20 protein-coding genes are annotated in these 21877 nt (G+C 70.2%); 14 read left to right on the top strand and 6 right to left on the bottom strand.

Annotated elements, in window-relative coordinates:
- Position 1: 1 nt before the first annotated feature.
- Both AC1DJH_RS23710 and AC1DJH_RS23715 read left to right on the top strand, forming a co-directional pair.
- The gene (locus AC1DJH_RS23710) at positions 2-1027 is read left to right on the top strand and encodes a TRAP transporter substrate-binding protein (RefSeq protein ID WP_472118537.1); all 1026 of its coding nucleotides are present in this window, start codon (positions 2-4) and stop codon (positions 1025-1027) included.
- 111 nt (positions 1028-1138) lie between these two features.
- Positions 1139-1411, top strand: coding sequence for a ribbon-helix-helix domain-containing protein (locus AC1DJH_RS23715; protein ID WP_472118540.1), 273 nt, complete (start codon positions 1139-1141; stop codon positions 1409-1411).
- A 398-nt stretch (positions 1412-1809) separates the two neighbouring features.
- Here the strand turns inward: AC1DJH_RS23715 and AC1DJH_RS23720 are convergent, their stop codons facing one another.
- From AC1DJH_RS23720 to AC1DJH_RS23735, 4 genes are all read right to left on the bottom strand, one after another.
- Positions 1810-4350 (bottom strand): TonB-dependent siderophore receptor, encoded by a 2541-nt coding sequence (locus AC1DJH_RS23720; RefSeq protein WP_478187374.1) that lies wholly within the window; start codon positions 4348-4350, stop codon positions 1810-1812.
- A 91-nt stretch (positions 4351-4441) separates the two neighbouring features.
- Positions 4442-5455, bottom strand: a complete 1014-nt coding sequence (locus AC1DJH_RS23725) for a FecR family protein (RefSeq protein ID WP_472118546.1) — start codon at positions 5453-5455, stop codon at positions 4442-4444.
- On the bottom strand, positions 5448-5960 hold the full coding sequence (locus tag AC1DJH_RS23730; RefSeq protein ID WP_472118549.1) for a sigma-70 family RNA polymerase sigma factor: 513 nt from the start codon (positions 5958-5960) through the stop codon (positions 5448-5450). Before AC1DJH_RS23730 ends, AC1DJH_RS23725 begins: the two co-directional genes overlap by 8 nt.
- 367 nt (positions 5961-6327) lie before the next feature.
- Positions 6328-7947 carry an NHL repeat-containing protein gene (locus AC1DJH_RS23735; RefSeq protein ID WP_478187375.1) on the bottom strand — a complete coding sequence of 540 codons (1620 nt, stop codon included), beginning with the start codon at positions 7945-7947 and terminating at the stop codon, positions 6328-6330.
- Between the two features lie 147 nt (positions 7948-8094).
- Between AC1DJH_RS23735 and AC1DJH_RS23740 the strand changes: the two genes are divergently transcribed.
- A complete protein-coding gene (locus AC1DJH_RS23740) occupies positions 8095-8625 on the top strand; it encodes a DUF2867 domain-containing protein (protein ID WP_472118555.1) in 531 nt (176 codons plus the stop codon).
- On the opposite strand, the gene AC1DJH_RS23745 is transcribed toward AC1DJH_RS23740, so the two are convergent.
- A complete protein-coding gene (locus AC1DJH_RS23745) occupies positions 8622-11402 on the bottom strand; it encodes an ATP-binding protein (RefSeq protein WP_478187376.1) in 2781 nt (926 codons plus the stop codon). The two genes, AC1DJH_RS23740 and AC1DJH_RS23745, sit on opposite strands and share 4 nt — an antisense overlap.
- A 144-nt stretch (positions 11403-11546) precedes the next feature.
- Between AC1DJH_RS23745 and AC1DJH_RS23750 the strand changes: the two genes are divergently transcribed.
- From AC1DJH_RS23750 to AC1DJH_RS23770, 5 genes are all read left to right on the top strand, one after another.
- Positions 11547-12005: a hypothetical protein gene (locus AC1DJH_RS23750; protein WP_472126921.1), complete on the top strand. Its 459-nt coding sequence runs from the start codon at positions 11547-11549 to the stop codon at positions 12003-12005.
- 119 nt (positions 12006-12124) lie between these two features.
- On the top strand, positions 12125-13222 hold the full coding sequence (locus tag AC1DJH_RS23755) for an alpha/beta hydrolase (RefSeq protein ID WP_472126924.1): 1098 nt from the start codon (positions 12125-12127) through the stop codon (positions 13220-13222).
- A gap of 252 nt (positions 13223-13474) precedes the next feature.
- Positions 13475-14311, top strand: a complete 837-nt coding sequence (locus AC1DJH_RS23760) for an alpha/beta hydrolase (RefSeq protein ID WP_478187377.1) — start codon at positions 13475-13477, stop codon at positions 14309-14311.
- 69 nt (positions 14312-14380) lie between these two features.
- Positions 14381-14767 carry a hypothetical protein gene (locus AC1DJH_RS23765; protein ID WP_478187378.1) on the top strand — a complete coding sequence of 129 codons (387 nt, stop codon included), beginning with the start codon at positions 14381-14383 and terminating at the stop codon, positions 14765-14767.
- A 75-nt stretch (positions 14768-14842) separates the two neighbouring features.
- Entirely contained in the window at positions 14843-15964 is a 1122-nt protein-coding gene (locus AC1DJH_RS23770) for a MerR family transcriptional regulator (RefSeq protein ID WP_478187379.1), read from the top strand.
- Here AC1DJH_RS23770 and AC1DJH_RS23775 read toward each other — a convergent pair.
- Positions 15896-16507, bottom strand: a complete 612-nt coding sequence (locus tag AC1DJH_RS23775) for a DUF938 domain-containing protein (protein WP_478187380.1) — start codon at positions 16505-16507, stop codon at positions 15896-15898. The two genes, AC1DJH_RS23770 and AC1DJH_RS23775, sit on opposite strands and share 69 nt — an antisense overlap.
- A 79-nt stretch (positions 16508-16586) precedes the next feature.
- Between AC1DJH_RS23775 and AC1DJH_RS23780 the strand changes: the two genes are divergently transcribed.
- From AC1DJH_RS23780 to AC1DJH_RS23805, 6 genes are all read left to right on the top strand, one after another.
- Complete coding sequence (locus AC1DJH_RS23780; RefSeq protein WP_478187381.1) at positions 16587-17150, top strand: hypothetical protein; 564 nt, start codon at positions 16587-16589, stop codon at positions 17148-17150.
- Entirely contained in the window at positions 17147-18361 is a 1215-nt protein-coding gene (locus AC1DJH_RS23785) for a PrsW family intramembrane metalloprotease (RefSeq protein ID WP_478187382.1), read from the top strand. The genes AC1DJH_RS23780 and AC1DJH_RS23785 overlap by 4 nt, the downstream gene beginning before the upstream one ends.
- Positions 18362-18379: 18 nt before the next feature.
- Positions 18380-19600 (top strand): helix-turn-helix domain-containing protein, encoded by a 1221-nt coding sequence (locus AC1DJH_RS23790; protein ID WP_478187383.1) that lies wholly within the window; start codon positions 18380-18382, stop codon positions 19598-19600.
- Between the two features lie 68 nt (positions 19601-19668).
- Positions 19669-20352, top strand: coding sequence for a Vgb family protein (locus AC1DJH_RS23795; protein ID WP_478187411.1), 684 nt, complete (start codon positions 19669-19671; stop codon positions 20350-20352).
- A gap of 56 nt (positions 20353-20408) precedes the next feature.
- Positions 20409-21200 carry a DUF899 domain-containing protein gene (locus tag AC1DJH_RS23800; RefSeq protein WP_478187384.1) on the top strand — a complete coding sequence of 264 codons (792 nt, stop codon included), beginning with the start codon at positions 20409-20411 and terminating at the stop codon, positions 21198-21200.
- Between the two features lie 31 nt (positions 21201-21231).
- On the top strand, positions 21232-21852 hold the full coding sequence (locus AC1DJH_RS23805; protein WP_478187385.1) for a hypothetical protein: 621 nt from the start codon (positions 21232-21234) through the stop codon (positions 21850-21852).
- Positions 21853-21877: the final 25 nt, after the last annotated feature.

The following is a 21877-nucleotide window of genomic DNA, read 5'->3' on the forward strand; positions in this document are numbered from 1 at the left end:
CATGAAGAGTTCGACCAGGGTTTCGACCAGGAGAGTGTTCGCGGCGGCCATCGCCGTGCTTGCCACGGTGGCCATGTCCGGCGCCGGTGCGCAGGTGAAGGAGCGCACGCTCAAGTTCGCCTTCCAAAACCAGACCGGCCATCCGCAGGCCCAGGGCGCGCAGAAGTTCGCCGACCTGGTGGCCGCCAAGTCCGGCGGCAAGATGACCGTCAAGCTGTTCGCCGGTGGCGCGCTCGGGGGCGACCTGCAGACCGTGTCGGCGCTGCAGGGCGGCACGGTCGAGCTCACGGTGCTGAATGCCGGCATTCTGTCGGCGCAGGTGAAGGAGTTCGCGGCCTACGACTTTCCGTTTCTGTTCAACAGCGGCAAGGAAGCTGATGCCGTCACCGACGGTCCCTTCGGCCAGAAGCTGATGGCCAAGCTGGAAGACAAGGGCCTGCACGGCCTGGGCTACTGGGACCTGGGCTTTCGCAACCTCACCAACAGCAAGCGGCCCGTCGTGAAGGCGGACGACATCGCGGGGCTGAAGATCCGCGTCATCCAGTCGCCCATCTACATCGACCTGTTCGGCGCGCTGGGTGCCAACGCCACGCCGCTGCCGTTCCCCGAGCTGTACCCGGCGCTCGACCAGAAGGCGGTCGACGGGCAGGAGAACCCCAACACCACCATCCTGTCGTCCAAGTTCGCCGAGGTGCAGAAGTACATCACCCAGACGCGCCACATCTACAACCCGCAGGCGCTGCTCATCAGCAAGAAGACCTGGGACGGCATGAGCGCGGACGAGAAGAAGATCATCACCGAGGCTTCGAACGAGTCGACCGCGTTCCAGCGTGAGGCGTCGCGCGGTGCGGCCGACAGCGCGCTCGACGCGCTGAAGAAGGCGGGCATGACCGTGTCGGAGCTGCCGCCGGAAGAAATGGCCAAGCTGCGCACCAAGGTCAAGCCGGTGATCGACAAGTACGCGGCCTCGGTGGGCGATGCGACGGTGAAGGAGCTGATGGCGGAGATCGACAAGGCGCGCAAGTAGGGCGGCAGAGGCCGCGCCTCGGGCGCGGAATCGATCGTGCGTGGCGCGTAGCCGCAGCACGTCGATGCTCCCTGCTCGCCAATTATTGCCAAACCACGTAACCTGCCGTCCATGAGCACCATGAACGTTTCCCTGCCAGATGCCATGAAGTCCTTCGTGGACGAACAAGTGGCACAACGCGGTTACGGCACCAGCAGCGAATATGTGCGAGAGCTGATTCGCAAGGACCAGGACCGCCTGCAATTGCGCGGCCTGCTCTTGCAGGGGGCCACCTCGATGCCGGCGGCCGCAGCGGACCCCGCCTACTTCCAGTCGTTGCGCGACAGGGCCAGCGCCAAATCCAAGCCACCGACCAAGGCGAACAAGCCGCGCACGCGTGCATGAAGGCGAAGCCGGTCGTCCCGCGGCAGCGGGCGAATCAGGACGTCGAAGGGCCATTGATCATTACGTTGGCGAACACGCAGAACGTGCCGCTATCGGTCTGATCGACGAACCAAAACGGGCCTACACCCACATCGACCGGCATCCAGGCGCTGGCGCTATACGCTACGCCCACGACCTCGGCTTGCCAGGGCTTCGCTCATGGCCTGTGACGCGCTTTCCCTTTCTTGTGTTCTACGTCGAGCAGCCGACCGCATCGACGTCTGGCGTGTTCTGCACAGCCAGCGCGACGTCGCTGCGTGGATGCAGGACCCGGACATCGAACATTGATCCGTTAAGGCGCCTCGACTCACGCACATCAAGCGCTCGGGGCGTCGTTGCAACGCGCCCCGACTCCCAGCTCAGAACCTGTACCGCGCAATCACCTGCGCACTGCGCGGCGCTCCGTACGTCCCCGAGTACCACCAGCCCGACATCGATGCGATGTACTTGCGGTCGAACAGGTTCTGCACATTGAGCGTGACCGACAGCTTGTCGTTGACGTCGTAGCGCGCCATCAGGCTGGCCACCGCATAGGCGCCCTGGCGTGCGGTGACGGTGCGCGCTATCTGCCACGCCTCGCCCGTGTAGCTGATGCCGCCGTTCCACTCCACGCCGCCGCCCAGTGTGAGCCGGCGCCATTCGCCGGGCAACCGGTAGGTCGTCCACAGCCGCGCCATCTGGCGCGGGAAGGTGGTGTTGATGCGCCGGCCGGTCGCGTCCTTGGAACCGCTGTAGTTGTACGAGGCCGTCAGGTTCCAGTCGCGCGCGAGCGCACCGTTGAGTTCCAGGTCGATGCCTTGCGTCTTCGCACCCTTCACCGCACGCGATGCGGTGTTGGTGGTGCCGGGAACGAACTGCCCCTCGTCCGCCTCGGCCAGGTTGTCCTGCCGGATCTGGTAGACGGCGGCGCTGCTGGTCAGGCGGCCGTCCAGGAAGCTGCTCTTGATGCCGGCCTCGTAGGTGTTGCCCTCCTGCGGGTCGAGCATGACGCCGCGGCGGTCCAGCGAGGTCTGCGGGTTGTAGATGGTCGCGAAGCTCGCGTACAGCGTGTGGTGGGGGTTCAGGTCGTACACCAGCCCGGCGTAGGGCGTGAACACGCGCCGCTCGGAAGACGGCGAGCTCGCGTCGTAGCCGGCCGTGGTCTTGGTGATGTAGTCGCTGTCGTAGTTCATCACCTTGCCGCCCACGATGAGCTTGAGCTGGTCGCTCAGCTGGAAGCGGCCCGCACCGTAGATGCTCTTCTGGCGGCGCGTGCTGTCGAAGGTGACGAAGCGCTCGCCGAACACGGGGCTGCCGCTGTTGTCCCAGCGGTAGACGTTGACGGGTGCGCCGTCGATTCCCGAGATGTCGAAGCTGCCGTTGGTCAGGCTGCGGAAGTCGGTGTAGTCGAAGCCGATCACGGCCTCGTGCTGGCGCCCGAACAGGCTGAACGGGCCGCCCAGTTTCACGTCGATGGTCTTGGTGCGCAGGTCGTAGTCGCGGCGCTCGCCGTTCAGGTTGAGGCCGTCGCCGGTGAACTTGTCGAACAGGCTGCTGTTGACCGCCAGGTAGACGGAATCCTCCCGCTGCTTGGAGCGCAGGGAGTTGGCCGAGACCTTGAGCTTCCAGTCGTTGGCGAGCGACTGCTCCAGCGCGAGGAAGCTGCTGGTGGAATTGGTGTTGAAGCGGTTGTTGCGGCTGGCGCCGCTGAAGGACACTGGCAGGTCGGTCTGCTCGCCGCTGCTGTTGAACAGCGGAAAGCCCAGGTACGAGAGCGAGCCGCGCGAGCGGTTCTCCTGGTGATCGATGCCCGCCGTGAGCTTGAGCGAGGCGCTCAGGTCCGCTTCGATGACGCCGTAGAACACGTCCTTCTTCTTGCTGTAGTAGTCGATGTAGCTGTCGCCCTGCTGGTGCAGCGCCACCATGCGGCCGCGCACGCTGCCCGATGCGTTCAACGGCGTCGACAGGTCGAGCACGGCGCGCCGGTCGCCCCACGAGCCGACGCTGGCCTCGACCGAACCCTGGAAGGCGGCCGTGGGTTTCTTGCGCACCAGGTTGATCACCCCCGACGGGTCGCCCGCGCCCGTGGTCAGGCCCGAGGCACCGCGCAGCACCTCGACGCGGTCGTACAGCGCCATGTCGGCAATGCTCTGCGTGGGCAGCGCGTCCAGGCCCAGGAACTCGCTGTGGGTGCTGACACCGTCGAGCTGGTAGTTGGTGATGGCATAGCCGCGCGCGCTGGCGGCGGAGCGTTCCGTGCCGAGCACCGAGGTCGAGATGCCCGGCGTGCGCGCCAGCACCTGGTTGACGCTGGTGAGGTTCTCGTCCTCCATGCGCTGCTGCGTCATCACGCTGATCGACTGCGGCGTGTCCTTCAGGCTCAGGTTCAGCCCGGTGGCCGCGACGCTGGGGCCGCGCGCGGCGTAGCTGCCCGTGCCTTCGGTGGTGCCTGTGCGGTCGGCCAGCGCCGTGACGCGCACTTCGGCCAGCGTAGCTCCCGCGTCGGCTGCCGTTGCTGCCGGTGCGGCCGACGCGGCACCGCTGTCGGTGGCGACCACCGTCAGCGTGCCGCCGGGTGTCTGCGCCAATGCCAGCCCGCTGCCCGCAAGCGCTTGCTGCGCGGCTTGCGCCACGGTGAAGCGCCCCTGCACGGCGTGGGCGCGGCGCCCGGCCACGAGGGCGGGCGCCGCGCTGATGCTGCGACCGCCCTGGCGGGCAATGCGCGCAAGCACGATGCCCAGTTCATCGGCCGGCAGGCTCCACGTCATCGCGCCGTCGGCCACGGCCGGGGAGGCGGAAAGGGTCTGTGCCAACGGCGCGGTGGCGCATGCAAGCAGGGCGGCCAGCGCCAGCGTGGCTTTGCGTGCCGGCATGCGTGCGGCGGCCGGCAGGCGAGCGGGCGGAAGAAGGGGCAGTGTCACGTCGGACATCCTCGAATCGGGTCTGGTTGATCGGAGCGTTCAACCCTGTATGTCCCGCAAGGGTTCGCAAACCCGTCAGCTGATGCGTGTTTCAGGCGCTGCGCACGTCCACGTAGATCACCCAGTCCCCCCAGCGGCGCACGCGCAGTGGCAGTGTGTCCACCAGGGCCTGCAGCACCTCCATCGGCCGGTCCAGCGGGTAGACACCGTAGACGCCGACGCGCGCGGCCGCGGGGCTCGCGCGCAGCACGGCGGGCGTGTAGGGGCGCAGGGCCTCGAGCACGTCCGACAGCGGCTGGTCGTGCACCTCGAGCACGCCGGTGGACCAGGCGCTCGGATCGATGCGCGCGGCGGACACGGGCTCGACGCGGTCGGCCTGCAGCCAGGCGCTGCGCCCTTCGGGCAAGTCGATGCGGGCATCTTCGTGCAGCGGCGTCAGGCGCACGCTGTGTTCCAGCACCGAGACCAGCGTGCGCCCCTCGTCCTGGCGCACCATGAAGCGCGTGCCCAGCGCATGCACGCTGCCCTGTGCGCTTTGCACGACGAAGGGCCGCTGCGCGTCGGCCGCGACCTTGGCGATGAGCGCGCCCGCGCGCAGCCGCACGAGCCGTTGCGTCGCGCTGAAGTGCAGGTCGGCCGCCGAGCGTGCGTTGAGCAGCAGGTCGCTGCCGTCGTCGAGCACGAAGCGCCGGCGCTCGGCGGTGCCGGTGTGCAGGTCGGCCGACCACGCCATCAGCGGCGCGCGCCGGTCGGCCCACAGCGCACCGCCGCCGCCCGCGGCGCCCAACAGCGCCACCGTGGCACTGCCCAGCAAAGCGCGGCGGCGCGCCCGGTGGTCGGGCGGCGTGCTCAGTGCACGCACGCCGGTCGGCGCGTGGCCGCCGGTCTGCAACTGCGTCAACGCCGGAGCGATCCGCTGGCTCAGCCGCTGTTGCAGCGTGGCCCACACTGCGGCATGGGCAGGCGCTGCTGAGAGCCATGCCGAGAAGGCCTGGCGGTCGCTGTCGCTGTCGTGGCCCGAGTCGAGCCGCACCAGCCAGTCGATCGCCTGTTCGGTAACCGCGTCGAGCGGCGGGGCGGTGGCGTGCCCCGGCGCTTCAGGCATCGGGTTGCGCCGGGCAGGTGTACAGGTGCACGATGGCCTGCTTCACGTACCGCTCCACCGAGGTGACCGACACGCCCATGCGCGCCGCGATGTCGCCGTAGGCCAGGCCCTCGAGCCGGCGAAGCAGGAAGGCTTCGCGCACTTTGGGCTGCAGGCCGTCGAGCCACCGGTCCAGCGTTTCGATGGCTTCGCGCACCAGGGCATAGGTCTCGGGCGAAGGCGCCAGCGTTTCCGGTTGTGCGGCGAGCGCATCGAGCCACGCGCGTTCCAGTTCGCGGCGGCGCCAGAAGTTGTAGAGCACGCGCTGCGCCAGCGTGGTCAGGTAAGCGCGCGGCTCGCGGATCGCCTGCGTCTGGCCGCCCAGGATGACGCGCACGAAGGTGTCCTGCGTCAGGTCCGCGGCCGTGTGGCCATCGCCCAGGCGGCGGCGCAGCCAGGCCTGCAACCAGTCGCGGTGCTCGCGGTAGAGCGCGTCGATCGGGGCTGCCGCAGCGGGGGAGGACATGGAACGAAGAATTGGCTAATGAGAATTACTCTCATTCTACCCAGCACTGCGCGGCGGCCGGCGCCTGCGGCGCCACAGGGAACGGATGAAGTGAATCGCGCCGCGCGTTTTGGCAGCGATTCGCAGCGGCTTTGGCAGTAAGCGACGATGGCCCTGGCCATCGCAAATTGCCATTCGCCACGAAGACGTTGAAGACGGGTTCGCGGCGGAGGCGGCAATGACCGTCACCCGCTGGAGCGAGACGCGTGCGGGTCGTGGCGCTCCACCCGAGCGCGGGTCGATGGCGACGCATGCCGCTCGGCCTCTTCGAGTCGAAGGAAGGCCGAGGCTTGGAACGCGATCCCCATCCGTTGCTGGATACGCGCAGTCAGGGCGTCCGTGCGATCTTGCGGATCACTTGGTACGCGCGATCCGACACGAACAGGTTTCCACGGCTGTCCACGGCGATGCCGACAGGCTCACCGAAGGCCGCGACGGTTCCGAGTCCGTCGATGTTTCCCCAACCGTTCGAACCCGCGAGCGTCGTCACGACGCCGGCTGGCGTGATCTTGCGAATCGCGTGGTTGTTGAGGTCCGTGACATAAAGGCTGCCGCCCGTATCCACCGCAAGCTCGTGGGGCAGGTCGAAGGTGGCCGCCGTGCCGGTGCCGTCGAGCGCGCCCGGGGCACCGCTGCCCGCGAACGTCGTCACGACGCCCGCCGGCGTGATCTTGCGGATGGCGTTGTTGCCGAAGTCGCCGACATAGAGGTTGTCGGCGGCGTCGATCGCGAGGCCGGTCGGATATCGGAAGCTGGCGCTCGTGCCGATGCCATTGGCGAATCCCTGGGCGCCCGTGCCCGCGACGGTCGTGACCACACCCGCCGGGGTGATCTTGCGAATCAGGTGGTTGCTCTGGTCCGCGACGAAAAGATTGCCGGTGCTGTCCAGGGCGAGGCCCCACGGGTTGTAGAACCGGGCGGCCACGCCCGCGCCGTCGAGGCTGCCGGAGGTCGTGCTGCCCGCAAGGGTGACCACCACGCCGGCCGGCGTGATCGTGCGGATCATGTGGTTGCCGTAGTCCGCGACATAGGTGGTGCCGTTGGCGCCGACGACGATGCCTCTCGGGTTGTCGAATCGCGCGCCGGTACCGGTGCCGTCCGTCGATCCCGGCGTCGTGCTGCCGGCGAGCGTGGTGACGACGCCGGCCGAACTGACCTTGCGGATCATGTTGTTGTCTCGGTCTGCAACGAAAAGCGTGCCGCTGGCATCGAACGCGAGCCCGTTGAGCGTATTGAACTTAGCCGAAGCACCTGTTCCGTCGGCGTAACCCAGGGTGCTGCCTGCGAACGTGCTGACCGTCGCGGTCGCTGCCGTCCAGTCGGCACACAGGATGGCGATCGACGTGACGTCGGCGCTTGCAGTGCCTGCCTGACCGCTGAGGGAGCAGATCTGGCCGGACGGATAGGTTTCGAGGCCGACGCTGTACGCCGAGCCGAAAGGCAGCGCTGTCGCGAATTTGAAGGCCGTCGCGCCGTTGGCGACGCCGAGGCGATCCGTGCCGTTGTTCGCGAGCACCAGCCCTGAGGCGGTGAGGCCGGAAATGCTGCCGCCGATCGTGACCTTGCTCACCGTCCCGCCAGTGCTTCCACCGCCGTCGGCGCCGCTGCCGCCGCTGCCGTTGCCGTTGCCGTTGCTGCCGTTGCTGCTGCTGCTGCTGCCGTTGCCGCTCGTGCTCGTGCCGACATAGGCGGCGACCGCGCCGCTGCCACCACCACCTCCTCCTCCGCAAGCGGAGAGCAGCAGAAGTACCGCGACGCTCGCGGCTGCGAGGCGGCTGTCAGAAGTCCGAAATTTCACTTGTTTTCCTGTGTTGAGTTGCGAGGGGCTGCCTGCAGAGGCGGCGCTGGCCGAAGCCTCCGAGGTCGAACGCCCAGAAATGCCCGTGGTCGTCGAACGAGTCACGCGTGCCGCCATGCTTCCGGCCTGCATGCGCAAATTCAGGGTCATGAACTCCGGAATCGCGGCAACGCGCACACACGTCTATCGGCAGCAGGGCGAAAAACTTGAATCCTGAAAGGAATCATTGGCCACCCGCCGATGGAACGTGCGCTGCGCTTCCATGCGTTTCCCCCGCCACGACCGCACAATGCGCCCATGACACCGCACCCCGTGAGAGCCGTGGCCCTTCCCGCCGAAAGCGACATCGCCCAGCTGTTCACCGACGCGCACCTGGCCGACGCCTTCGCGATCACGCTGCCGGCGGGCGCGCCGCAAGACACCGAGCTGCTGGCGCGCGCCGTGCTCGGCGACCCCGCGCCGTGGTTTCGCGCGCTGCTGGCCTGCAGGGACGCCATCGTCGGCCCGTTCGGCGTCAAGACTTCGGCGCGGATCCGCCGCGAACTGGGCCGCAGCGGTTCGGCCACGCACATCGACTTTTTTCCGATCGTGTCGCGGCACCCCAAGGAACTGATCGTCGGCGAAGACGACCGGCACCTCGACTTCAAGGCCTCGGTGCTGCAGCGCGCGTCGGCCGACGGGCAGGGGCGCGAGCTGGTCATGACCACGGCCGTGCACTGCCACAACCTGTTCGGGCGCGTGTACCTCTTCGTGATCTCGCCCTTCCACCGCCTGGTGGTGCGCTCGGCCCTGGCACGGGCCGCGGCGCGCGGCTGGCGCGGCGGCTAGCGCCGGTACAGCGCCTGCTGGATCTGCGCGAGGTCGGGCGGCTTGGGAAAGTGCGCATCGAAGCCCGCGTCGAGCGCCTTGCCGCGGTCCGACTCCTGCCCGTAGCCGGTCAGCGCGAGCAGCACCATGCCGCGCCGGCCAGCGTGCGAACGCACATGCCGGGCGAGGTCGTGGCCGCTCATGCCCGGCAGCCCCACGTCGAAGATGCCCGCATCGAAGTCTTGGCCGTCGAGCAGCGGCAGGGCGCTTTCCGCGCTGTCCGCCGTCGTCACCTGGTGCCCTTCAAGCGTGAACCACTCGGCCAGCACGCTCAGCGCGTCACGGTTGTCGTCGACCAGCAGCAGGCGAAGGCGGGGCCGCACCTCGGGGGCCGGCCCGGTCGCGGGCAACTGCGCCGGCGCCTCGGCCGGCGCCAGCGGCAGGCGCACGGTGAAGGTGCTGCCTTGCCCCTGGCCGGCGGAGTGCGCCGTGATCGAACCGCCATGCAACCGGACCAGGCTGCGCGCAATGGCCAGGCCCAGGCCGAGCCCGCCCGCGGCGCGTTGCAGCTGCTGCGCGCCCTGCACGAAGCGCTCGAACACCTGCGCCAGCAGCTCGGGCGCGATGCCGATGCCCGCGTCGGCCACGGTCAGTTCCGCATGGTGGCCGTCCGTGCGCAGCGCGATGTCGATGCGTGCGTCGGGCGCGGTGAACTTCGCGGCGTTGTTCAGCAGGTTGCCCACGATCTGCGCCAGGCGCAGCGGGTCGCCCTGCACGGGCACCGGCGCATCGGGCAGCGACACGCGCGGCATCCCGGCGCGCGCCTGCAGCGCGGGCAGTGTCAGCTCGATGGCCTTGGCGACGGTGTCGCGCAGGTCGACCCGCTCGGGCCGCAGCACGATCTTTCCCGAGACGATGCGCGAGATGTCGAGCAGGTCGTCCACCAGCCGCGACAGGTGCTTGACTTGCCGTTCGATGATCTGCCGCTCGCGCGGAAACGCCTTCTCGTCGCGCCGCTCGATCAGCGCGAGCGCCAGCGAAATGGGCGCGAGCGGGTTGCGCAGCTCGTGGCCCAGCATGGCGAGGAACTCGTCCTTGGCCTTGCTCGAGACTTCGGCCTGGGCCTGCGCGCTGCGCGCCCGCGCCAGCAGGCGCACGTTGTCCAGCGCGAGCGCCGCACGCTGCGCCAGCTCTCCGATGAGCGCGCCGTCCTCCGGCTTGAAGCGGCGCTGCGACGAGCTGTCCTGCAGGATGGCCATGGCGCCGATGGTGCGGCCGCGCGCCACCAGCGGCACCACGCAGCCGGCCGTGATGCCGAGCGTCTGCACGAACTCGCGCAGCTGCGGGTCGAGCCGCTCGACCAGGCCCGGGTCGTCCAGGTTGTGCAGAAAGGTCCGGCCGGTGGCAACGGCCCAGGGAAAGGAGCCCACCGTGTCGGCCGTGGCCTCGCGCGTGCTCACCATGCGCGCGATGTCGGCGCCGCGCGCGGGGTCGGCGTGGTGCGTGAGCTTGCGTTGCAGCACGTCGTGCTCGTCGAGCAGGTCGATGCGGCAAAGGTCCGCCACCTCGGGCACGATCACATCGGCGATGGCGCGCAGCGTCGAGTCTTCCTCGAGCGAGCGCGACAGCGCCGCACTGGCGCTCACCAGCCGCTCCAGCCGCAGCTGCGCGGCCTGGGCCGTGGTGCGGGCGTCACGCTCGGCGCCGAGCAGGCGTTCGCGTTCCGCCTCGTGCTGCAGGCGCTGGCCAGCCGCCGAGGCGAGGGCGCGGCCGACCGCGTCGATCTCGGCAATGCCGGAATGCACCTCGCTCACGGGCTGGCCGAGGCCGAGCGCATCGGCGCTCTTGCGCAGCCGCGCCATGGGCCGGGTGATGGCGCGCGACATCCACCAGGCGGCCAGGCCGCCCACGAGCAGCGAGATCAGCAAGCCGCTGCCGTAGGCAATGAGCGTGCGGCGCAAGGCGTCCTCGGCCACCACGGTCGGGGCGCCGAGCGCCACCGTCCACGGGGCGAAGTCCAGCCGCGACACGGCGGTCTGCACGTGCGTGCCGTCGACGTTGCGGGTGGTGCCCACGAACTCCTGGCGGTCGCGGCGCGAGCCGAGCAGTTCGCGCAGCGTGTCGCTCGGGGCCTGGCCGCGAAAACGCTCGTCGTCGCGCGAGCGCGCCACGCGCAGGTCGTTGGAGTCGAAGATCGAGACGGCCCAGCCCTCGGGCACGCGCTGGCGCGTGAGCACCGCGGAGATGGCCTCGGGCCGCACGATGGCCGTCAGCACGTAGCGCACTTCGTCGTTGCGCACCACCGGCACGCGCACCGCGAAGGCCAGGTTGCCCTTCTTGCCGGGCATCAGCGGGCCGACCGCCGGCTGGCCGGTGCGCACCACCTGCGCCAGGCTCGCGGCTTCGACCACTTCGTTGCTTGCGCCGCCCACGGCGCCCACGGTGCCCTCGGTGCTGAAGACGATCTTGCCGTCGGGCGTCACCAGCAGCACGCCACGCCACTCGAGGTGCGAGGCGCGCAACGCCTTGGCCAGCAGCAGGGCGTCCACCAGGCCCGACGCCTCCGGGGCGCCGAGCGGCTCCGTCAGCGCAAGCGCCTGCAGCGCCGCGACGGTCAGCCGCAGTTCGCTGTCCACGGCGGTGGCCAGCGCCCGGGCGACGCCGAGCGTGGACGCCTGCGTCTGTTCGCGCTGCCCCTGGAGCAGTCCGTGGAGCGCGAAGCCGCAGACGACCGCCAGGGGCAGGAGCGCCGCGGCGGCAACCAGCAACAGGCGGGCCGACAAGGTGGGGGTGCGCATGGGGGGGCGGGCTCTGGTCTCTGTGGGGGACTGGGGGAGCCGACATTGTGGCGCGGGTGCGCCGCCGCGAAGGCCGTCCGGCCAACAAATGAAAGCGCCTTCTGCCTACAGTTTCGTGCGCGCAAAAGCCCGACCGTGCTAGCCATGAAGCTTGCCGTCTACATCGTCGAGGACGACCCGTTGGTCCAGGACAGCCTGAAGGTCGTCATCGAGGCCTACCTGCGTGCCCAGGTGATGGGCTGGGCGCCCTCCGAGGCCGAGGCGCTGGCATGGCTTCGCGCCAACGATGGCCGCTGGCACCTGCTGGTGGTCGACCTCACGCTGGCGCAAGGCTCCGGGCTGGGGGTGCTCGCCGCCGTGGCGCAGATACAAGCCAGCAGGGTCGCCGGGGAGGGGACCGGCAAGGGCGGTGAAAAGGGCGGTGGAAAGGGTGGTGCAAAGGGCATCGGCAAGGGCGTGGTGGTGGCCCTGACCAACGCGGCGTCGCCCGGCAACCGGGCCACCTGCCTGCGGCTGGGCGCCGACGCGGTGTTCGACAAGTCGGAAGAGATCAACCAGTTCCTCGCGTACTGCGAAAAGACCATTCCGGGCGCCGCGCACTGAGCCGCGCGCGCTGTGGCACTTCGCCTGCTGTTCATCGGCACAGGTGGGGTTTGAACGGAGGCCCCGCGCGCCGTCGCGGTGAGAGCATGCCAACGCACCCACCCAGACAGGAACAACCCATGCACCCCCGGATCCCTCACCTCGCGGCGCTGTTCGCGGCCGTCGTGCTCTGCGCCTGCTCGCAAGTCCCGCAGACCTATGCAGAGAAGGCCACCGCCCAAGGCACCGCCAACGCGCAGCCCGGCGCGCGCCGCTCTCCCGCGCAGCTCAGCCCCGCACCCACCAACGAAGTCAGCCCGCAGATGCAGGCGCTGATCGCCGGGCCGTACCCGGCGCATTTCAACGCGAACCCGAAGAACGCGGCCGAGTGGAAGGCGCTGGTCGACAGCCGCGCCGCGCCCGTGATCGCCGCGATTCCCGCGCTCAAGCAGAAGCTCGGCGTGAGCGTGCTGGCCACGAAGATCGCAGGGGTGAACGTGTTCGTCGTCACGCCGGCCAAATTCGCGCCGGGCAACGAGCGGCGGCTGCTGATGCACGTGCACGGCGGCGGCTACGTGTTCGGCCCCGGCGAGGCCGCGCTGCCCGAGGCGATGCTGCTGGCGAGCATCGGCGGCTACAAGGTGGTCTCGGTCGACTACCGCATGCCGCCCGACTACCCGTACCCCGCGGCCATGGACGACGCCATGGCCGTGTGGAAGGAACTGCTCAAGACCAACCGCGCACGCGGCATGGGCGTGTTCGGCACGTCCACCGGCGGCGCGATGACGCTGGCGCTGGTGCTACGCGCCAAGGCCGAGAACGTGCCGCTGCCCGCGGCCATCGCGCCGGGCACGCCGTGGTCGGACATCGCGAAGATCGGCGACACCTACCAGACCAACGAATGGGTCGACAACGTGCTCGTCACCTGGGACGGCTGGCTGGGCCGCGCCGCGCTGCTCTATGCGGGCGGGCGCGACCTGAAGGACCCGCAGCTGTCGCCCATCTACGGCGACTTCAAGGGCTTTCCGCCGGCCATCCTGACCAGCGGCACGCGCGACCTGTTCCTGTCGAACACCGTGCGCACGCACCGCAAGCTGCGCCGCGCGGGGGTGGAGGCGGAGCTGAACGTGTACGAAGGCCAGTCGCACGCGCAGTACGGCATCAACCCCGACGCACCCGAAACCCGCGAAGCCTTCGGCGACATCGCGCGCTTCTTCGACAGGCACCTGGGCCGGTAGGGGAGCGGCTCCTGGCAACTCGCGCATTCAGCGGCCGCGCTGCCGCCACGCTGGGGGCATTGGCTGTCGCCGTGCTCGCCGGCTGTGCATCGGCGCGGGATGCGGCGGGCATGAACGAGGCGGCGAACTTCGGTTGCGCGAACCGCTGAACACGGCAGGCGCAGCCGGCTTTCCACCGCCCCGCCGCGGGGTTGCTGCAACCCGGCGAAACTAGGCCCCCAACCTGCCAGTCATTCCCGGGGAGCCCGCTGCTTGTCATCCAACAAAGTCTTTCGCATCGCACTGTCGGCGTCGGCCGCTGCCATTGGCAGCCTCGCGGCGTACTGGACCCTGCTCGCCACGCGCCAGGGCGACATCCTGTTCAACGCCCGCAAGCTGCCCGTCGTCCACTTGTCCGAGGACTTCTCCACCTACTCCCACACGGTGCCCGGCGGCATGGTGCGTGGCTACGTCTATCACCCGCAGGGCGAAGACGCGCTGCAGGACCTGTTCATCTACTTCGCCGGCCGGGGCGAAGACGTTCGCGCCACGGCGCAGATGCTGCACTGGCTGCCGGAAGGCTTCGGCTTCGCCGCGCTCAACTACCGCGGCGTGGCCGACTCGCAGGGGCGTCCGACGGAGATCGCCTCGGTCGAGGACGCGGGCCAGTTCGCCAACCATCTGCGCCGCGCGTTCCCGCAGGCCCGGCTGCACGTGGTCGGCCGCAGCCTGGGCACGGGCGTGGCCATCCAGCTCGTGGCGCGCCAGCCGTTCGAGAGCCTGCAACTGGTCACGCCCTACGACTCGATGCTCGAGGTGGCGAAGAAGCGCTTTCCCCTGGTGCCGCTGTCGCTGCTGCTGCGCCACCAGTTCAACTCGCTCGAGCACAGCCGCGAGGTCGCGGCGAAGACGCAGGTGCTGCTGGCCGAGCACGACGATGTGGTGCTGCCCGAGCGCTCCGCCAAGCTCATCAACGCATGGCCGACGCCGATCCAGGTGCAGACGGTGCCCGGCTCGGACCATCACAGCATCATGGGCCTGGAGGCCACGTGGCTCTACCTCATCGACTTTGCGCTGACCGCAGTTCTTCCGGAGCCGAAGGTGGCGTGAGGTGCGGCGTGCGCTGCGCCAGAATGCAGGGGCTCGACTTCAACACCCCTGCCTCGAGGAGCCCGCCCCATGTCGCTTGCGCTGCACAGCCTTGTTCTCGCCGGCATCGGCCTTGTCTTCACCGCGGGTGCTTCTGCACAGCCTGACCCATCCGGCCAACCCGGACGACCCGGCGGCGCAGCGCCCGCGGCCCAGGCCGGGCAGGTCTTCACCCGGGCGCGCGTCAGGTCCGTTCATGAAGAGCCGGGCGGCAAGACCTACGTGCGGCTGAAGCTGCTGCCCAGAGCCAAGCTCCCGTTCACCGTGCAGACCTTCCGGGTGCTCGACACCTCGTTGCTGGCCGGCATTTCCGAAGGCGCCTGGGTCAAGTTCACCTCGGCGCGCGTGAACGCGGAGAACACGGTGACGGCGCTCCAGCCGGCCACCGAGTGCGTGCGGTTTCAGCCGTGCGACTGACCCCTGTCCTCTTGACCCGGCCCCTGCGGCCACCTCGATAAAGGCGGTCTCCCGTCCAACCCCGAGGTGATGCCCGTGCCCCCTTCCGCCCGATTCCTGAACCCCGCCGAAGCCGCCAGAAGGCTCGGCGTCTCCGCCAAGGCCTTGCGCCTCTACGAACAGCGCGGCCTGGTCGCCCCGGCGCGCAACGCGGCCGGATGGCGCTCCTACGCCCCCGAGGAAATGGCCCGTGGCGCCGACATCGTGGCCCTGCGCGCGCTCGGCCTCAGCCTGGCCCAGGTGGCGCGCGTGCTGCACGGCGACGCCGCGGGCCTGGAGCCCGCGCTGGCGGCGCACCAGGCCCTGCTCGAAGCCCGTGCGCGGCAGCTCGAGGTCACGCTCGACAAGGTCCGCACGCTGCGCGCGGACCTCGCCGCCGGCCGGACGCCGACGGTCGGCGAGCTGGCGCGCCTGCTGCCGTCGGCGCCAACGCTCGGCGTCGAGTTTGCGCTGCCCTGGCCGTGGGGCGGCGAACGGTTCGAGTGGCGCGACATTCGCTCGCTGAACTACATCGTGGGCCCGCTGGGCAGCGGCAAGACACGGCTGGCCTTGCGCCTGGCCGAGACCCTGCCCGACGCCGCGTTCCTGGGGCTGGAGCGGTTGGAGAACGGCATTGCCGCGTCGCGGATCCACGCCGATCCCGCGCTGCGGTCGCGTGTCGACCGGGCGATGGCCTGGCTGGTCGAGGATGGCGCCACGGTGTGCGACGCGCTGACCGTCTTGCTGGCCGCGCTGGAAGCCGAGGCCCCGGCCGTGCTGGTCGTCGACATGGTGGAGCAGGGGCTCGACCACACGACCCAGCAGGCATTGGCCGCCCACCTGCGCCGGCGCAGGCCCGAGGGCCGGCCCCTGTTCCTGCTCACGCGCTCCTGCGTGATGCTGGACCTGGCGGCCGTCGGCGCGGACGCGTCGATCCTGCTGTGCCCCGCCAATCACAGCCGGCCGATGCGCGTCGCGCCCTGTGCGGGATCGCCCGGGTACGAGGCCGTCGCCACGTGCCTGGCCACGCCCGAAGTGCGCGCGCGAACCCAGGGCCTCGTGGCGTCGTGGGCCAGTGGCACCGCGCAGGGCGCGCCCGGCAGTGCCCCGCTAGGAACCGAAGACCAGCAGCAGGTTGTTCGCGGGCATCGCATGCCGCTCGCGCAACACGAGCCCTGAGCTGCGTGCCTGGGCCTTCACGTCCTCCAGCCGGCGGATGCCCCATGCGGGGTTGCGTGCGCGAAGGCTCTCGTCGAACGCCACGTTGCTCGGCGCCGGCGTGCCGTCTTCGAAGTACGGTCCGTAAGTGATCAGCAAGCCGCCGGGCAGCAGGTGCCGCGCGGCCCCATCCATCAGGGCGGCGCACGTGGCCGGCGGCGAGATGTGCAGCATGTTGGCGCAGTAGACGGCGTCGAAGCGTTCGGCGAACGCATCGTCCGGCGACGGCCATTGCGGGGACATCACGTCCAGCAGCAGCGGTGCCAGCAGGTTGGGCAGCGCGGCCTGCGCAACGCGGCTTGCAAGCGCGGGCAGCATGCGCGCGTCCGCATCGGTCGGCTGCCAGGTCCACCCGCTCATCGCAGCCGCGAACCAGGCGGCGTGCTGGCCGGTGCCCGAGGCAATTTCCAGCGCGGTGCCGCGCGCGCCCAGCGTCTGCATCAACACGTCGAGGATGGGCTGCTTATTGCGGTCGGCTGCGGTGCTGGCGGGAAGGTTGGTCATTCGGAGGGGGTCGGGGTGGGTGGGTTCGAAGGGCTTCGGTGCAAGGCAGGCACGGTCGATCGTATGGCAGGATCAACGCATGAACGAGCCGTCACGCCGTATCCCGTATCGCACCTGGCCCGGCGCACTCGCCGTTCTTCTCGCCATTGCCGCCTATGTGGGCGGCCTCACCTTCTGGGACCGCCGCACGCCCGGCGCCCGGCCGCTGGACCAGGGGGAAACGGTGGGCGTTGGCCAGGCCCGGTTCGTGCCCGCCGACGGATGGCAGATGGACGTCTCGCGCTCCAGGGCCGGCCGGTCGCTGATGCTGTTCAAGGGCGCCCACAAGTTCCGGGTGACCACGGGCCAGTGGGAGGGCGGGCCCGACGGGCCGTTGGTGCGGCAGCAGCGGCTCATGGAGCGCGGCCAGGGCCTGACCATCGACGGCGACGTGTCCGACTTCGTCACGTCCTGGGGCCTGCAGGGCAAGACCTTCGCCTACTACGGCGCAAAGCTGGCCGGGCGCTTCTGGCAGGTGGTCGACCTGCCGCGCAAGTCGCTCGTGCAGATCGACTTCTACGGCGCCAACGACGGCCTGGAGGAAGCGCAGGCCGACGCCCGGCGCATGCTCGACTCGATGGACCTGGAGGCGCAGCCGCAGTGAACACGCCCGTCTTCTCGCATGCGCATGCGCAGGCCCTGGACCAGGGTGTCTGGCCGGTCGGCACCGACTCCTTCTTCCAGCCCCGTCGCGCGGCCTTCTGGGTGCTGGCGGCGCTGATCGTCAACGGCCTGTTCTACACGGTCCACATGTTCTCCATGGGGTTTCGCGTGGTGCCGGTCACCGCCTTCCTGGGGCTGCTGGCGTGGAGCCTGTACACGCTGCTTTTCTTTCTCGCCTTTCGCACGCTGGACCTGCTGGAGCAGCATCCGCCGGAGGGCTACATCCTGGCCTTTGCGTGGGGCGGCATGGGCGCGTTGTACTTCGCGGCGCCGGCCAACATCGCCATCCAGAGCCTGTGCGCCAAGCTGGTGTCGCCGGAGTTCGCGGCGGTGTGGGGCCCGGCCATCGCGGGGCCGATCACGGAAGAGTTCCTGAAGATCGCCGGCGTCATGTTGCTGGTGCTGGTGGCGCGCAACCAGTTCGAGACCTACCTGTCCGTGCTCATCGTCGGCGCCATGGCGGGCCTGGGTTTCCAGGTGATCGAGAACCTGAGCTACACCGTCAACGCCTCGATGCACTTTCCGCTCGAGAACCAGGTGTATCCGGTGCTGCTCAACCTGCTGACGCGCGGCCTGATGAGCGGGCTGTGGAGCCATGCGGCCTACACCACCATCGCCTCCTTCGGCGTCGCCTGGTACCTGCTGCACCCGGAACGCCCGAGGGCGGTGCGCATCGCCGTGGCCTTGCTGTGCTTCGCGCTGGCGTGGGCCATGCACTTCGTCTGGAACTCGCCGTTCCTGGAAGACCTGTTCGACGAAGGCTACGGCGAGATGGCCGTCCTGCTGGCCGTGAAGGGCATTCCCGCGGTGGTGGCGGCCGGCATCTTCTGGCGCGTGGCCGCGCGCGAGAACGGCGCCTACCTGCATGCGCTGGCGGCTTACTTCGTTCCGGAACGCGAGCTGATCCGCGACGACGAGTGGGTGCGCCTGGGCGACCCGCTGGCGCGCTACAAGGTGCGCCGCGAAATGGGCTGGACCTTCGGCCTTCGGGCCCGGCGCCTGAAGGCGCAGCTGCAGCGCGAGCAGATGCGGCTGATCCGCAAGGCCGCGACCTACGGGCGCGGCGCGCAGACGCTGCGCCACGAGGTCGCGGTGCGGCGCCTGCGCGCCCAGCTGGAGCCGCTCATCGCCGCGGCACCCGCGCAGGCCTGAGCCGAACGAACCGCCCGCATGGACTCGCTGATCGCCGCTTCCGCCCGCGCACTGGCCGCGGGCGATGCGCTCGGCGCGCTCAAGCGGATCGCGCTGCGCGACGACCCGCCGGCGCTGGCGTTGCGCGGCATCGCGATGGCCCAGCTCGGCGAACACCCGCGCGCCCGCGCCCTGTTGCGGCGCGCCGCCAGCGGCTTCGGCACGCACGAAGAACTGGCGCGCGCGCGCTGCGTCGTCGCCGAGGCCGAGGTGGCGCTGGCCATGCGCGACCTCGGCGGCTCGCCGCGCGCGCTGGCCGCGGCGGCACACGCGCTCGAGGCGCGCGCCGATCACGCGAATGCGCTGCAGGCACGGCTGATCGCCGCGCGCCGGCTCCTGCTGCTCGGGCGCCTCGACGAGGCATCGGCCGCGCTGGCACTGCTCGACGCGCGCGGCCTGCCGCCTGCGTTGGCCGCGGTGGCCGAACTCAGCGCCGCCGAACTGGCGCTACGCTCGCTGCACATCGACACCGCGCGCACGGCCCTCGCGCGCGCCCACGCCGCGGCCGAGCGCGCACGCGTGCCGGCGCTGCTTGCCGAGGTGGCGGAGGCACGGGCGGTGCTCGAGCGTCCGGCCGCGCGGCGCCTGGTCGACGGCGGCGAGCAGGCGCTGCGGCTCGACGAGGTCGCGGCCCTGCTGGCGTCCGAGGCGCTGGTGGTCGATGCCTGCCGTCGCGGGGTGGGTGCCGATGGCGCCTGGCAGCCGCTTGCACGACGGCCGGTGCTGTTCGCGCTGGCGCGCGCGCTGGCCGCGGCGTGGCCCGGCGATGTCGATCGCGAAACCCTGATCGCCGACGCGTTTCGCACCCGCCGGCCCGACGAAACGCACCGCGCACGGCTGCGCGTCGAGATCGGCCGGCTGCGTGCACTCCTGAAGGCCATGGCGCGGATCGAGGCGACGCCGCGCGGCTTCGTGCTCAAGCCGCAGGGCGAACGCGCCGTGGTCCTGCTGGCGCCGCCCATCGACGGCGAGCAGGCCGCGCTGGTGGCGCTGCTCAGCGATGGCGCGGCCTGGTCGACCTCGGCGCTTGCGCTGGCCCTGGGGGCCAGCCAGCGCACGGTGCAGCGCGCGCTGGCCGAGCTCGAGGCCGAGGGGCGCGTGCGCGCGATCGGGCAGGCGCGGTCACGGCGCTGGCTGGCGCCGCCGCTGGCCGGATTCACGACGATCTTGTTACTCCCCGCCGCGCTGCCGATTGCATAGAGTTGTCTCCAGGGCGTCGATCCACGGCGCACCACCACAAGGAGCCAACGATGACCCGCAATGCAAGCATGGCCGATTCCCGGGGCAGTTCCCGAGCCAAGGCCAGGCCCGACGTGCAGCCCGCCGAGATCGTGCGCGAGTATGGTCCCTTCCCCGGCAGCGACAAGGTGGCCGGCGTGACCCATGACGGCCAGCGCGTCTGGGCCGCGCTGGGGGCGCAGCTGATCGCCTTCGATCCGCACAGCGGCGAGCCCACGCGCACGCTCGACGTCGCCTGCGACGCGGGCACCGCCTTCGACGGCAAGCACCTCTACCAGATCGCCGATTCGCGCATCGACAAGATCGACCCCGCCACGGGCGAAGTGATGGCCTCGATTCCGGCGCCGGGCCACGGCTCCGACTCCGGGCTCACCTGGGCCGAGGGCAGCCTGTGGGTAGGCCAGTACCGCGACCGGAAGATCCGCCAGATCAACCCCGAGACCGGCGCGGTCGTGCGCACCATCGAGTCGAACCGCTTCGTCACCGGCGTGACCTGGGTCGACGGCGAGCTGTGGCACGGCACCTGGGAAGGCGACCAGAGCGACATCCGCCGCATCGATCCGCACAGCGGCGCCGTGCTCGAACGCCTCGAGATGCCGAGCGGCGTGGGCGTGAGCGGGCTGGAGTCCGACGGGGCCGATCTCTTCTATTGCGGCGGCGGGAACAGCGGCAAGGTGCGCGCCGTGCGCCGCCCGAAGGCCGCGCGGGCCTGAACCGATCCGATCCGAGCCGACCCGACCGCGCATTCATTCGTCACAAGGAGCCTTCCATGAACACGACCGTGACCGAAGCAAGCACCGCGAACCACGCCGTGGTGGCTGGCGATCGGTGGCTGACCGAACGCAAGGCGCTGCTCGCGCGCGAAAAGGAGCTGATGCGCCTGCACGACCAGGTGGCCCGCGAGCGCCGTGCGTTGCCGTGGGAGCGCGTCGACAAGCCCTACGTGTTCGACACGCCGCAGGGCCGGCGCACGCTCGCCGAACTGTTCGACGGCCGCCGCCAGCTGCTGGTGCAGCACTTCATGCTGGGGCCGGACTGGGCGCAGGGGTGCCCGAGCTGTTCCTTCATGGCGGACCACGCCGACGGCATGAACGTGCACCTGGCGCAGCGCGACATCAGCTTCGTCGCGATCTCGCGCGCGCCGCTGGCCCAGATCCAGCGCTTTCGCGAACGCATGGGCTGGCGCTTCGACTGGGTCTCGTCGCACGGCAGCGACTTCAACCACGACTTCGGCGTGAGCTTCACGCCCGAAGAATTGGCCTCCGGCCAGGTGGACTACAACTACCGCATGCAGTCCTTCCCGGCGGAAGAGGCGCCCGGCGTCAGCGTGTTCTACAGGGACGACGCGGGCGATGTCTTCCACACCTACTCGACCTACGGCCGCGGCGTGGAAGTGATGATGGGTGCGTACCCGATGATGGACCTCGTGCCCCGGGGCCGCGGCGAGCGCGACGTGCCCCACAAGATGGAGTGGGTGCGCCACCACGACCGCTACGAGCCGGTGCAGGCCACGAAATCGACCGCCGCGGCCGGTTCGTGCTGCAGCGGCGCGCACGCCTGAAGCGCTGCCGGCCCGGACACGCGAGAGCGTCATGGCAAGCCTGTGGACTTGGCTGGCGGTCGCCGGGGCGGGTGCGCTGCACGGGCTCAACCCCGCCACCGGATGGATGTTCGCCGCTGCCTGGGGACTGTGGTCGAGCGACCGGGCGCAGGCGTTGCGGGCGCTGGTGCCCATTGCGCTCGGGCATGCCGCGTCGGTCGCGCTGGTGGCTGCCTCGGTGGCGCTCGGGCAGTCGCTGGACCGCGTGCTGCTGCAGGTTCTGGCGGGCGTGCTGCTTGCCGTCGCGGCGGCGGTGCACCTGGCGGGGCGCAAAGGCAGGCGGCGGGTTTGCGCACCCCGCGTCGGGCCCGTCGGCCATGCCGGACTGGCGCTCTGGTCTTTCATGATGTCTACCGCGCACGGCGCCGGCCTGATGCTCGTGCCGGCATGGGTGCCGCTGTGCATGGGCAGCGCACCGGCGGCACCAGAGTTCGCCGCACCGGGCCCGCTGCTGCTGGCGCTCGCGGCGGTTGGCGTTCACACCGCTGCCATGCTCGCAGTGACGGGCCTGATCGCCACGGGGGTGTGCCGCGGCGTCGGCGCGGGGGCGGGATGGCTGCGTCATTTCAGGCGCAAGGTCTCGTCGGCACCGCCTTCAACTGGGTACTTTTGAACCCATCAAGAAACATTGGTTACTC

The sequence above is a fragment of the Variovorax sp. 10N412 genome, assembly GCF_056394985.1.